This is a genomic window from Micromonospora sp. NPDC048063, from assembly GCF_043202855.1.
Classification (GTDB): domain Bacteria; phylum Actinomycetota; class Actinomycetes; order Mycobacteriales; family Micromonosporaceae; genus Micromonospora.
In genome coordinates this window covers 153,940-166,269 of record NZ_JBIDBG010000003.1, presented here as the reverse complement: position 1 = coordinate 166,269, position 12,330 = coordinate 153,940, and the positions used below count along the sequence as shown (strand labels likewise).

General features: G+C 74.8%; 11 protein-coding genes. 1 reads left to right on the top strand and 10 read right to left on the bottom strand.

The genetic code is table 11. The features are described 5' to 3' along the window. The first annotated feature begins 83 nt into the window (after nucleotides 1–83). The gene (locus tag ACGFZ2_RS09150) at nucleotides 84–680 is read left to right on the top strand and encodes a TetR family transcriptional regulator (RefSeq protein WP_357695252.1); all 597 of its coding nucleotides are present in this window, start codon (nucleotides 84–86) and stop codon (nucleotides 678–680) included. A 60-nt stretch (nucleotides 681–740) separates the two neighbouring features. On the opposite strand, the gene ACGFZ2_RS09145 is transcribed toward ACGFZ2_RS09150, so the two are convergent. The 10 genes from ACGFZ2_RS09145 to ACGFZ2_RS09100 form a co-directional block, all read right to left on the bottom strand. Beyond that, nucleotides 741–1,820 (bottom strand): amidohydrolase family protein, encoded by a 1,080-nt coding sequence (locus ACGFZ2_RS09145; protein ID WP_393451678.1) that lies wholly within the window; start codon nucleotides 1,818–1,820, stop codon nucleotides 741–743. 227 nt (nucleotides 1,821–2,047) lie between these two features. Then, nucleotides 2,048–2,626, bottom strand: coding sequence for a Uma2 family endonuclease (locus tag ACGFZ2_RS09140; RefSeq protein WP_357695256.1), 579 nt, complete (start codon nucleotides 2,624–2,626; stop codon nucleotides 2,048–2,050). 67 nt (nucleotides 2,627–2,693) lie between these two features. Then, the gene (gene ffh / locus ACGFZ2_RS09135; RefSeq protein ID WP_357695258.1) at nucleotides 2,694–4,253 is read right to left on the bottom strand and encodes a signal recognition particle protein; all 1,560 of its coding nucleotides are present in this window, start codon (nucleotides 4,251–4,253) and stop codon (nucleotides 2,694–2,696) included. A gap of 127 nt (nucleotides 4,254–4,380) precedes the next feature. Next, on the bottom strand, nucleotides 4,381–5,037 hold the full coding sequence (locus ACGFZ2_RS09130; protein ID WP_393266744.1) for a response regulator: 657 nt from the start codon (nucleotides 5,035–5,037) through the stop codon (nucleotides 4,381–4,383). Further along, the gene (locus tag ACGFZ2_RS09125; RefSeq protein ID WP_393266746.1) at nucleotides 5,034–6,158 is read right to left on the bottom strand and encodes a sensor histidine kinase; all 1,125 of its coding nucleotides are present in this window, start codon (nucleotides 6,156–6,158) and stop codon (nucleotides 5,034–5,036) included. The genes ACGFZ2_RS09130 and ACGFZ2_RS09125 overlap by 4 nt, the downstream gene beginning before the upstream one ends. Nucleotides 6,159–6,178: 20 nt before the next feature. Continuing rightward, entirely contained in the window at nucleotides 6,179–7,000 is an 822-nt protein-coding gene (locus tag ACGFZ2_RS09120) for an ABC transporter permease (protein WP_393451675.1), read from the bottom strand. Further along, nucleotides 6,990–7,892 carry an ABC transporter ATP-binding protein gene (locus tag ACGFZ2_RS09115; RefSeq protein ID WP_393451672.1) on the bottom strand — a complete coding sequence of 301 codons (903 nt, stop codon included), beginning with the start codon at nucleotides 7,890–7,892 and terminating at the stop codon, nucleotides 6,990–6,992. Before ACGFZ2_RS09115 ends, ACGFZ2_RS09120 begins: the two co-directional genes overlap by 11 nt. Before the next feature lie 81 nt (nucleotides 7,893–7,973). Continuing rightward, a complete protein-coding gene (locus ACGFZ2_RS09110; RefSeq protein WP_393451669.1) occupies nucleotides 7,974–10,340 on the bottom strand; it encodes a [protein-PII] uridylyltransferase in 2,367 nt (788 codons plus the stop codon). 16 nt (nucleotides 10,341–10,356) lie between these two features. Next, on the bottom strand, nucleotides 10,357–10,695 hold the full coding sequence (locus tag ACGFZ2_RS09105) for a P-II family nitrogen regulator (protein ID WP_350705125.1): 339 nt from the start codon (nucleotides 10,693–10,695) through the stop codon (nucleotides 10,357–10,359). Between the two features lie 26 nt (nucleotides 10,696–10,721). After that, nucleotides 10,722–12,137 (bottom strand): ammonium transporter, encoded by a 1,416-nt coding sequence (locus ACGFZ2_RS09100; RefSeq protein WP_393451666.1) that lies wholly within the window; start codon nucleotides 12,135–12,137, stop codon nucleotides 10,722–10,724. Between the last annotated feature and the right edge of the window lie 193 nt (nucleotides 12,138–12,330).

Below are 12,330 nucleotides of genomic sequence, written 5' to 3'. Positions count from 1 at the left end.
ACGGCGCGATCGGGCGCGGTGTCGTCGTCAGCTGCCGGGACGGCCGGGTGCGGCGGGCCGGGGGCGTACGCCACCATGGCAGCGTGAACAACGGCAGCCGGTCCAGGGACGCAATCGTCGACGCCGCCCGGGCGCTGACGGTCGCGAGCGGTTGGGACGCCGTCCGGATGGGTGCCGTCGCACGGGCGGCCGGGGTCAGCCGGCAGACGGTCTACAACGAGTTCGGCAGCAAGGCGGGGCTGGCCGAGGCGCTCGCCCGGCGGGAGGTCGACCGGTTCGTCGGCGACGTGCGCGCCCTCCTGCGCGCACACGGCGACGACGTCCGGGCGGCCGCGCACGCCACCATCTCGCACACCCTCACGCAGGCGGCCGGCGACCCGTTGATCAAGGCCGTCCTGACCAGCACCGGGGGCGGCTCCGACGAGCTGCTGCCCTACCTGACCACCCGGTCGGACCTGGTCCTGACCGAGGCCACCGAGGCGCTCCTGGAGTGGGCCGACGGCGTGCTGCCGGGCGCCGACCGGGCCGCGGTCGCCTTCGCCACGGACTCGGTCGTCCGGTTGGTGATCAGCCACATCGTCCTGCCCGGTGCCCCGGTCGCACAGACCGCCGCCGACCTCGCCGACCTGGCGGTGTACCTGCTCCTGCACGCGGTCACCCGGGGCGCCCACACCGGCTGACCGGCACGGCACCGGAGCGGGGGCGCCCACCGCCGGCTCGCCGGCGGTCGGCACGGCAGGTCAGCGGACGACGCGACCGCGCAGCACGATGCGGGCGGGGCTGCGCACGGCGCGCAGGTCGGCGCGCGGGTCCTCGGGATAGACGACGAGGTCCGCCAGACCGCCCTCGACCAGGCCGGGAAAGCCCAGCCACTCGCGGCCCCGCCAGGACGCGGCGGCGAGGACGTCCACCGCCGACATGCCGGCCTGCTCGTGCAGCAGCAGCATCTCCTCGGCAGCCAGGCCGTGGTCGATGCCGCCGCCCGCGTCCGTGCCCACGTAGATCGGCACCCCCGCCTCGTACGCGGCTCGCACCACCTCGGGGAAGCGGTCGCGCAGGGCGAGCATGTGGTCGGCGTACCCGGGGAACTTGGGCCGGGCCTGCTCGGCGATCCCGCCGAAGGTGCGGATGTTGATCATCGTGGGGACCAGGGCGGTGCCCTGCCGGGCCATCAGGTCGATCAGGTCGAGGCTCAGGCCCGTGCCGTGCTCGACCGAGTCCACTCCGGCCCGCACCATGATCTCCACGGCCGACTCGCTGAAGGTGTGCACCGCGGCGCGTACCCCAGCGGCGTGCGCGGCCGCGACGGCCGCGGCCATCGTGTCGGCGTCCCAGGACGGCGCCAGGTCCCCCACGCCCCGGTCGATCCAGTCGCCGACCAGCTTGACCCAGCCGTTGCCGGCGGCCGCCTGCGCGGCGACCGTGTCGGCGACCTCCGCCGCGCCGACCTCCACCCCGATGTCGCGCAGGTAGCGCTTCGGCGGCGCGACGTGCCGGCCGGCGCGGGCCAGGCGCGGCAGCTCCGGCTCGTCGTCGAGTTCCGGGTACGGGTACGGCGAGCCGGCGTCGCGGATGGCGAGCACCCCGGCGTCGACGTCGGTGCGGGCCAGCTCGCGGGCCTGGTCGAGGGAGGTGATCGGCGCCCCGCCCCGGGCGATGCCGATGTGGCAGTGCGCATCGATCAGGCCGGGCAGCACGAAGCCGCCGTCGACGATCGTCTCCGCGCCGGGCACCGGTTCGAAGGTGACCCGGTCGCCGACCAACCAGAGGTCCCGGACCTCGTCGTCGGGCAGCAGCACGCCGCGTACGTGCCAGGCCATGCGTCCTCCGGTCTGTGGGCGAAAGAGCGGTCTGCGGCCATTCTTCCCGGTCGGCGTGGGCCGGTCCCGGCCGGGCCGTCCCCAGCGGGCGACAGGCCGCCGGGGTGACCCGGGCATCGGCGCTCTCGCCCCGCCGTGAGGCCCGGCCGGGCCTGGTGTCCTGGCCGGTGGCACGGAAGCGGGGCCCGGCCGGTCACGGCCGGGCCCCGCCCGTGTGGATGGTGCGGTCAGTCGCCGTCGCGCGCGAGCAGCCCGGCCCGCCGCGTCGTAAGCGCGGGCAGGTCGACGGAGACCTTCCAGGGTCGCTCGGTGACGAAGAGGTCCTCGGTGTGGGTCACCACCTCGTACTCGCCGGTGGGGCCGAGCGTGTATTCCGTCAGGGTCATCCGCTCGTGCAGCGGGTCGACCACCCAGTACGTCCGCACCCCGGCGTGCGCGTAGACCTTCGCCTTGTCGTAGAGGTCGCGGAACGTGGAGGTCGGCGAGAGGACCTCGACGGCCAGCAGGGCGTCCTCGACGGGGACGGGCGACCGGTCGGCGTGTTCGCGGCGGATCGCGACCACGTCGGGGCGGGGCTCGTTGCGGCGGTCGATCCGCATCGACAGGTCGATGCTGACCAGGTAGTCGGCGGGGCAGTTGACCCGGAGTGCGAGCAGCAGCTCGACGCACAGGTCCTGGTGCACGGCGGTGGGGGACGGCACGATCAACCTTCCGTTGACCAACTCGTACGGAAGGTCCTTCGGCAGGTCACCGAGGTCGTCAACCGTCCACTCCGACCGCTCGGGCAGGATGGGTGCCACGGTCATGACTCCTCCTTCCAGGGGCGACATCACCCTAAGCAAGGATGACGTCACCCGCCGCCAACGACACGCCTCAGCGGGGCCGGCCGTCGCCGCCCTTGCCGAGCTTGTTGAAGTCGATCTTCGGAAGCTTGAAGCCCGGGGGCAGGCCCTGGCCGGCGGCCAGGTCGTTCGGGTCCATCCCCGGCGGGAGCTGCGGCATGCCGCCCGGGAAGCCGCCCGGCAGGCCGGCGCCCGCCCCGGCGCGCGGCCGACCGCCGCCCTTGGTGCCCTTGCGCTTGTTCTTCGGCGACTTGGTCGCCTTGCGCCGGCCGCCGCCGGGCAGGCCCATCATGCCGCCCATCTGCTTCATCATCTTCTGCGCGTCGGCGAAGCGGTTGAGCAGCTGGTTGACGTCCATCACGGTGACGCCGGAGCCGTTGGCGATGCGGGCCCGGCGGGAGCCGTTGATGATCTTCGGGTTGGTGCGCTCGCCCGGCGTCATCGACCGGATGATCGCGGTGACCCGGTCGAAGTGCTTGTCGTCCAGCTCCGCGAGCTGGTCCTTCATCTGCCCCATGCCCGGCATCATGGCCAGCACGTTGGCGATCGGGCCCATCCGGCGGACCGCGATGAGCTGGTCGAGGAAGTCCTCCAGGGTGAACTGCTCGCCGCCCATCAGCTTGGCGGTCATCTTCTCCTTCTGATCGGCGTCGAAGGCCTGCTCGGCCTGCTCGATCAGAGTGAGGACGTCGCCCATGCCCAGGATCCGGCTGGCCATCCGGTCGGGGTGGAAGACGTCGAAGTCCTCCAGCTTCTCGCCGGTGGAGGCGAACAGGATCGGCTGCCCGGTGACCTCCCGAACCGACAGCGCGGCGCCGCCGCGGGCGTCGCCGTCGAGCTTGGAGAGGACCACGCCGGTGATGCCGACCCCGTCGCGGAACGCCTCGGCGGTGCGCACGGCGTCCTGACCGACCATGGCGTCGATGACGAAGATGACCTCTTCGGGGTCGACGGCGTCACGGATGTCGGCGGCCTGCTGCATCATCTCGGCGTCGATGCCCAGCCGGCCGGCGGTGTCGACGATGACGATGTCCCGGGCCGCCCGCTTCGCGTGCTCGATCGAGGCGCGGGCGACCTGCACCGGGTCGCCGACGCCGTTGCCGGGCTCGGGGGCGTACACCTCGACGCCGGCGCGGCCACCGAGCACCTGGAGCTGCCCGACGGCGTTGGGGCGCTGGAGGTCGGCGGCGACGAGCAGCGGCTGGTGCCCCTGGGCCTTCAGCCAGCGGGCCAGCTTGCCGGCGAGGGTGGTCTTGCCGGAACCCTGGAGACCGGCCAGCATGATCACGGTCGGCGGCTGCTTGGCGAACTGGAGCCGCCGCCCCTCGCCACCGAGCACGTTGACCAGCTCGTCGTTGACGATCTTGATGATCTGCTGGGCGGGGTTGAGCGCCTGCGAGACCTCGGCGCCGCGCGCCCGCTCCTTGACGTTCGCGATGAAGCCCTTGACCACCGGCAGCGCGACGTCCGCCTCCAGCAGCGCGAGGCGGATCTCGCGCGCGGTGGCGTCGATGTCGGCGTCGGTGAGCCGACCCTTGCCGCGGAGCTTGGTGAAGATCCCGGACAGGCGGTCACTCAAGGTGTCAAACACGCGAACATCCCGTTTGTCGTTTTCGGCGGGCACAGGGCGGCCGGGCAGGTGTCCAGCCCACCGCTAGGGTAGCCCGCCGCCCGCACCCGCGCCTCCGGCCCAGGCCCGCCCCCGCCGCCCCGGACGGTCAGGAGGCGACCAGGCCGGACTGGTAGGCGAAGACCACCAGCTGGGCGCGGTCCCGGGCGCCCAGCTTGACCATGGCCCGGCTGACATGGGTCCGGGCGGTCGCCGGACTGACCACCAGCCGCTCGGCGATCTCGACGTTGCTCAGCCCCTCGCCGACCAGCCCCACCACCTCGCGTTCCCGGTCGGTGAGGGTGCCGAGTCGGGGGTGCGGGCGGGGCACCCGGGCCGGCCGGGTGGCGAACTCCCGGACCACCCGCCGGGTCACCGACGGGGAGAGCAGTGCCTCCCCGTCGGCGACCAGCCGGATCGCCCGCAGCAGCTCGGCCGGGCGGGTGTCCTTGGTCAGGAAGCCGCTGGCCCCGTGCCGGAGCGCGTCGAAGACGTACTCGTCCAGTTCGAAGGTGGTCAGCACGACCACCCGGGTGCCGGCGAGCGCGGGGTCGGCGACGATCCGGCGGGTCGCCTCGATGCCGTCGACGCCGGGCATCCGGACGTCCATCAGCACCACGTCGGGGCGTTCCCGGCGGGCCGCCTCGACGGCGGCGAGCCCGTCGGCGGCCTCACCGACCACGGTGAGGTCGTCCTCGCTCTCCACCAGGGCACGCAGCCCGATCCGGACCAGGTCCTGGTCGTCGGCGAGCAGCACCCGGATCATGTGACCTCCTCCACGGGCAGTGTGGCGGACACCCGGAAGCCTCCGGCGGAGGCGGGGCCGGCGGTGAACGACCCGCCCAGCGCGGTGACCCGCTCGCGCATGCCGGCCAGCCCGTAGCCGGGCCGGTCCGTCGAGGCGGCCGGGCCGCGGCCGGTGTCGGTGACCTCCACGGCCACCTCGGTGGGCGCGTACCGGAGCGAGACCGTGGCGGTGGCCGGGCCGGCGTGCCGCAGCACGTTGGTCAGCGCCTCCTGCACCACCCGGTACGCGGCCAGGTCCACCGCGACCGGGAGCGGGCGCGGCGCCCCGGCCACCTCGACGGTGACCGGGAGCCCGGCGCCGGCCAGCCGCTCGCGCAACTGCGGGAGCTGGGCCAGCCCGGGCGCGGGGGCGCGCTCGTCGGCGGCCTCGTCGCGGCGGACCACGGTCAGCGTCACCCGCAACTCGTCGAGCGCCTCCTTGCTGGTCCGGCTGATCGCGGTGAGCGCCGCCTCGGCCTGCTCGGGCTTGCGGGCCAGCAGGTGCAGGGCGATCTCGGCCTGGAGGTGGATGGCGGCGAGCCCGTGCCCGACCACGTCGTGCACCTCCCGGGCCACCCGCAGCCGCTCGGCGTCGGCCAGCCGGCGCGCCTCGTCGGTGCGGCTCCGCGCCGCGTTGTCCCGGCCGAGCCGCACGGTGACCCCCACGGCGAAGGGCACCACCACCCAGGCGGCGGCCGGCATCAGCCCGACCAGGCCGGGCGGGCGCACCCCGACGAAGACGTGCGTGAGCAGAACGAGCAGCGCCACGCCGTTGGCCACCGCCGCGACCCGCACCGGCCGGTACGCGGCCGTGGTGTAGACCGCGACGAGGAACGACAACAGGATCGGGCCGTACGGGTAGCCGAGCACCAGGTAGGCGGTGCTCGCCGCGGTGGCCACCGCCAGGGTGACCAGCGGCCAGCGCCGGCGCACGGCCACCGCGAGCGCGGCCACGGCGACCAGCGGGTAGGTGGCCCGGCCGGTGCCCACGCCCTGGTTGAGGCCGGCCGGCGCGGTGCCGGCCAGCCCGATCACCAGCAGGGCCAGGGCGATGAGGCCGTCCAGGAGCCGGCGGCTCCAGTCGCCACGCTCGCGCTCCACGTCCCCTCCCCCGCCCCGCCTCAGCCGATGTCCCGCCGGCACAGCAGCACCGCGCCGACCGCCGCGAACCCGACCAGGTACGCGGCCACCACCACGGCCGCCTGCCCGCCGCCGACGGTGGCCGCGACCCCCGGGGTGTCCCCCGGCGCGCCGAGCGCGGCGGCCAGCGACCCGGCGTTCGGCCCGGGCAGCCCCTCCTGCGCCTTCGCCACCCAGTCGACCAGCGGCGCGGCGATCGCGGCGAGCAGGTTCTGCACCGCGAGCATCCACACCAGGCCCAGCCCGACCGGCAGCGCCACGGCGCGCAGCGCGACGGCGAGCACGGCACCGAGCATGGCCCACATCGTCGCGATGAGCCACCCCGCCCCGATCCCGGTGAGCAGGTCGCCGACCGGCGGCCAGGTCACCGGCTGCGCCTCGGCGGAGGCGATGAGCAGGCTGGTCACCGCGCCGACCGCGAACACGGCGAGCACCACGGCCAGCGCGGCGGCGGCCAGGGCGAGCAGCTTGCCGGCGTACACCTCCAGCCGGGTCGGGCCCTGGGTGAGCACGGTCTTCCAGGTGCCCCAGCCGTACTCGCCGCCCACGGTGAGCACGCCGAGGATCAACAGGATCGCGCCGAGGAAGACCGGCAGGCCGCCGAGGGAGTTCCCGACCAGGTGGTCGGGGAGCAGCGCGGGCAGCGCCCGGTCGGTGTTCGGCCCGTCGGTGCCGCCGGCGAGGCCGGCGTACGGGAAGACGTAGGTGAAGATCAGCGAGAGCACCAGCGTGATGGCCAGCAGCAGCCAGGTGGCCGGCCGCCGGACCAGCTTGACCGTCTCGGCGCGGAAGCTACGCGACATCGGCCGTTCCCTTCTCCACGAGGTCGAAGAAGACCTGTTCCAGGTCCCGTTCCCGGGGGCGCAGCTCGCGCACGGCGAGCCCGGCCCCGACCAGTTCGGCGTTGAGCCAGGCGGCCCGGTCCGGCGCGACGGCCAGCTCCAGCCCGCCGTCGACCACCCGGACCCGCTCGGCGCCGACCAGTTCCCGCGCCCGGGCGGCCGCCTCGTCTAGCGGGTCGGCGAGCAGCCGCAGCCCGGCCGCTCCGCGCAGCTCGGCGACACTGCCCTCGGCGACCAGCCGGCCCCGGGCGATCACCCCGACCCGGTCGCAGACCTGCTCCACCTCGCCGAGCAGGTGGCTGGAGACCAGCACCGTGCAGCCGGCCGCGCCGAGCCGGCGGATGAGGGTGCGCATGTCCGCCATGCCGGCCGGGTCGAGGCCGTTGGTCGGCTCGTCCAGGATCAGCAGGCGGGGGTCCTTCAGCAGCGCGGCGGCCACGCCGAGCCGCTGCTTCATGCCCAACGAGTAGCCGGCGTAGCGGTCGCCGGCCCGGTCGGCCAGGTCGACCAGGTCGAGCACGAGCGCGACCCGGTCGGCGCCGACCCCGGCGTAGCGGGCCAGCACCCGCAGGTTGTCCCGGCCGGAGAGGTACGGGTAGAACGCCGGCCCCTCGATCAGCGCCCCTACCCCGGTCAGCCGGCCGGCGGTGGGCGGCCGGCCGAGCAGCCGGACCGTGCCGGCGGTGGGCCGGACCAGCCCGAGCAGCATGCGCAGGGTGGTGGTCTTGCCGGCGCCGTTGGGGCCGAGGAAGCCGTACACCTCGCCGGCCTGGACGGTGAGTTGGAGGTCCTGCACGGCGGTCAGGCCGCCGTACCGTTTGGTGAGCCCTTCGGTCTGCACTGGCAGGTTCATGCCCCGAGCGTGCCGCCGCGCCGCTCTCGGCGCGTCGCCCCGACGGCGGCTGTCGGCGTACGTCGGGGGACGTAGCCGCCCTCAGACGGCGGCCAGCACCGCGGCCTCGACGCGCTCCCGTTCCGCCTCGGAGGGCCAGCCGCCGACGAGGTAGAACGCGTCCACCACGTCGCCGCCGAGGGTGGAGATCCGGGCGGCCCGCACCTGGGCGCCGGCCTCGTCGAGGGCGCAGGCGACCCGGTAGAGCAGGCCCGCCGCGTCGGCGGCGCGCAGCTCCAGCAACACGGCGTCGGTGGCCGCCTCCCGGTGCCAGACCACCCGCGGCGCGGCCCCCTCGGCCCGCGCCGCCAGGGCCCGGCCGCGCAGCCGCTGGGTGACCGAGACGTCGCCGTTCACCGCGCGGCGCAGGTCGGCGCCGAGGGCGATCGGGTCGGGGGCCAGGCCGTAGCGGGGCTGCACCCGGCACTCGACCAGGGCCCGGCCGTCGACCGTGGAGGCGTCGGCGGAGATCACCTCCAGCCGGTGCAGGGCCAGGCACCCGGCCACCGTCGCGAGCAGGCCGCGCCGGTCCGCCGCGGCCACCGCCACCCGGTCCCCGGTCAGGTGTACGACCGGCAGGGGCCCCGCCAGCAGCGCCGGGTCCGGGGCGGGCGGGGCGGGCAGCGCGCCGGTGTCCAGCGCCGTGCGGACCCGGGCGACCAGCTCGGCGACCAGCCGGCCCTTCCAGTCCGACCAGGCGGCCGGCCCGGTGGCCACGGCGTCGGCGCGGACCAGGACGTGCAACAGGTCCAGGGTGGTGGTGTCGCCGACCCGCTCGGCCACCCCGGAGATGGTGACCGGGTCGGCGAGGTCCCGCCGGGTGGCGACGTCGGGTAGGAGCAGGTGCAGCCGGACCAGCGTGCCGATCAGCGCCACCTCGGGCTCGGGCAGGCCGATCCGGGCGGCCACCGCCTCGGCCAGCGGAGCCCCGACCGTGCTGTGGTCCCCCGGCAGCCCCTTGCCGACGTCGTGCAGGAGGGCGCCGAGCAGCAGCAGGTCGGGACGGTCCACCTCGCGGGTGTGCCGGCTGGCCTCGTACGCGGTCTGCACGAGGTGCCGGTCGAGGGTGAACCGGTGCACCGGGTTGTGCTGCGGGAGGCTGCGCAGCCGGGTCCACTCGGGCAGCCAGCGCTCGATCAGCCCGTACCGGTCGCAGGTCTCCCAGGCCGGTACCAGGCCGGGACCGGCGCCGAGCAGGGTGACGAGCGCGGCCCGGGCCTCGGCCGGCCACGGCGTCGGCAGCGGCGGACAGTACACGGCCAGCCACTCGCAGGTGGCCCGGGCGATCGGCAGCCGGGTGGTGGCCGCGGCGGCGGCGACCCGCAGCGACAGGCTCGGGTCGGGTCGCGCGCCGATCGCGGTGCGGGCCAGCACCAGCTCGCCGTCGTGCTCCACGACGTCCCGGGCCACCGGCCGGCGCACCGGGCGCCCGTCGGTCCCCCGGCGGCGGCCCGAGCGGAGCCGGTCGGCGGCGCGGAAGGCGTCGTCGAGGGCGTGGCTGACGGTCCGGGCATCCCCGGCCACCCGGCGCAGCAGCGCGTCGCCGTCCGCGGCGACCGCTCCGGCCCGCGGCCCGGCGTGAGGCGCGCCGGGCGCGGGTTGGCGCAGCCCGGCGTCGGGCACGCCGGGCGTGGGCTGACGCAGCCCGAGCAGCGCGGCGACGCCGTCGCGTTCCTGGGCGACCAGCCGGTCGACCCGGCGGCCGACCTGCACGTGCAGCGCGTCCCGGGTGTCCAGCAGCCGCCGGTGCGCGGCGCGGACGGCGGGGCGCAACGCGTCGGTGATCCCGGCGGTGGCGATCGCCCGCAGGATGCCCACGTCGCGCAGCCCGCCGGCGGCCTCCTTCAGGTCGCCCTCCAACAGGAAGGCCAGCTCGCCGTGGGCCTCCCAGCGGGCGGCGGTGACCTCCCGCAGCCCGGGGAGCTGCCGTACGGCGGTGCGCCGCCAGTGGTCGGCGGCGGACCGGACGAGCGTGTCGGCGAGGGCGGCGTCCCCGGCGACCAGCCGCGCGTCGAGCAGCCCGAGGGCGACCTTCACGTCGTCCTGGGCGACCGACAGCGCCTCGGCGACGGTGCGGACGGAGTGGTCGAGCCGCAGCCCGGCGTCCCAGACGGGATACCAGACCGCCGCGGCGAGCGCGTCCACGCCGGGCACGCCGGCGTGCAGCAGCACGAGGTCGAGGTCGCCGTGCGGGGCGCACTGCCGTCGTCCCAGCCCGCCGACGGCGACGAGCGCCACACCGGGCCGGTCCGGCAGCAGCGCGCGTAGCCACCGGTCGTGGGCGTCGGCGCGCGCGGCCCGGGCCGCCTCCCCCACGCCCGTGTCCGCGCCGACGAACCCGTCGACCGGGAGGTCCGGGCCGCCGTTGCCGGCGTGGCCCGACGCGTTCCTCCCGGTCGACGAGGTCATGTCGGTCGTGGCCCGGTCAGAGCGCGTCGAGGCCGCGCTCGCCGGTGCGGACCCGGACGACCTCGTCGACCGAGGTCACCCAGACCTTCCCGTCGCCGATCTTGCCGGTCCGGGCGGCGACGACGACGGCGTCGACGATCTTCTCCAGGTCGATCTCGTCGGTGAGCACCTCCACCCGGATCTTGGGCAGGAACTCGACCGTGTACTCGGCACCCCGGTAGACCTCGGTGTGCCCCTTCTGCCGGCCGTAGCCCTGGACCTCGCTGACGGTCAGGCCGGCCACGCCGAGGGCGTGCAGGGCCTCCTTCACCGCGTCCAGTTGGTACGGCTTGATGACCGCGGTCACCAGCTTCATGTCCAACCCCTCCATCACAGGAAACGTTAACCGGCGATCTTCTCGTCGACCGGCTCGGCGGCCGGCTCGGCGGGGGACGCGGCGGGCGCGGCCGGTGCCGCCGTCTGCTTGGCGCCGGTCAGCCCGGCCATGGCAAAGGCGCCGCCGCCCGCGGCCGGCGACAGGTCGTAGCCGCTCTCGGCGTGCTCGGCGATGTCGATGCCGCCGACCTCGTCCTCGGCGCGGAGCCGGAAGCCGATGGTCTTCTCGATCGCGACGGCGAGCACCCAGGCCACCGCGAAGGACCAGACTGTGACGATCAGGCCGGCCAGGGCCTGCCGGCCGAGCTGGGTCACCCCACCACCGTAGAGCAGGCCGTCCGAGGCGCCGACCACGTCGGTGATCGCGCCGTTGACCGAGTTGGTGGCGAACAGGCCGAGCCAGAGCGACCCGATCCAGCCGCCGACGAAGTGCACGCCGACCACGTCGAGCGAGTCGTCGTAGCCGAGCTTGTACTTGAGGCTGATCGCCAGCGCGCAGACCGCCCCGGCGACGACGCCGAGCAGCACCGCCGCCCAGGGCGCGATGAAGCCGCAGGCCGGGGTGATGGCGACCAGGCCGGCGACGGCGCCGGACGAGGCACCGACCAGGGTCGGCTTCCTGTCCTTGATCCACTCGACGGCGATCCAGCCGAGCACCGCGGCGGCGGTGGCGAGCTGGGTGTTGATGAAGGCCAGGCCGGCGACCGAGTCGACGGTGAGTTCGGAACCGGCGTTGAAGCCGAACCAGCCGAACCAGAGCAGCCCGGCGCCGAGCGCGACGAGCGGGATGTTGTGCGGCTTCATGCCCTCCCGGGGCCAGCCGAGCCGCCTGCCGAGCACCAGGGCCAGGGCCAGGGCCGCCGCGCCGGCGTTGATGTGCACGGCGGTGCCGCCGGCGAAGTCGAGCGCGTGGATGTCGCCGCCGATGATGCCGCCGCCCCACACCCAGTGCGCGACCGGGAAGTAGACCAGCGTCGCCCAGCCGAACGCGAACAGCAGCCAGCCGGCGAACTTCGCCCGGTCGGAGATCGCGCCGCTGATCAGCGCGACGGTGATCACGGCGAAGACCATCTGGAAGGCCATGAACACGTAGAGCGGGACGCCGATGCCGCTCGGGTTCTCCGCCGTCGCGCCCCAGAGGTCGGTCTCGGCGAGGAAGGTCTTGGTGCCGAGGTAGGCGCCCGGGTCGCCCCAGAAGCCGTTGACATCGCTGCCGAACGCGATGCTGAAACCGTAGAACCACCACAAAACGGAGATGAGCCCGATCGCGGAGAAGCTCATCATCATCATGTTCAGTACACCCTTGGCCCGGTTCAGGCCGCCGTAGAACAGCGCCAGTCCGGGCGTCATGAGCAGCACGAGCGCCGTCGACACCAGCAACCAGACGGTGTTGCCGGAATCGATCATGGGTGCGTCGGGCACGCCGGCCTCCTAAGGTGAAGTCCCTCCTTCCCGGCTTCCGGGGCAGCGTCGCCCGTACGCCGGATGCGCGGAAGCCTGCTCGCTCCCTGTTTCCCCCAGCGTCACCCGTCGATTTCCGGACGGTGACGCCTTGTTTCGGACGTGTGAAGACAACCTCACCGCCGGCAGGAACGGCCCTCGGCGGGACGGACCG

Coding starts and splice junctions, on each gene's coding strand:
- ACGFZ2_RS09145 (WP_393451678.1), bottom strand. CDS start 1,820: ATGGCCTGGCACGTACGCGGCGTGCTGCTGCCCGACGACGAGGTCCGG.
- ACGFZ2_RS09140 (WP_357695256.1), bottom strand. CDS start 2,626: ATGACCGTGGCACCCATCCTGCCCGAGCGGTCGGAGTGGACGGTTGAC.
- ACGFZ2_RS09115 (WP_393451672.1), bottom strand. CDS start 7,892: ATGAACCTGCCAGTGCAGACCGAAGGGCTCACCAAACGGTACGGCGGC.
- ACGFZ2_RS09110 (WP_393451669.1), bottom strand. CDS start 10,340: ATGACCTCGTCGACCGGGAGGAACGCGTCGGGCCACGCCGGCAACGGC.
- ACGFZ2_RS09120 (WP_393451675.1), bottom strand. CDS start 7,000: ATGTCGCGTAGCTTCCGCGCCGAGACGGTCAAGCTGGTCCGGCGGCCG.
- ACGFZ2_RS09105 (WP_350705125.1), bottom strand. CDS start 10,695: ATGAAGCTGGTGACCGCGGTCATCAAGCCGTACCAACTGGACGCGGTG.
- ACGFZ2_RS09130 (WP_393266744.1), bottom strand. CDS start 5,037: ATGATCCGGGTGCTGCTCGCCGACGACCAGGACCTGGTCCGGATCGGG.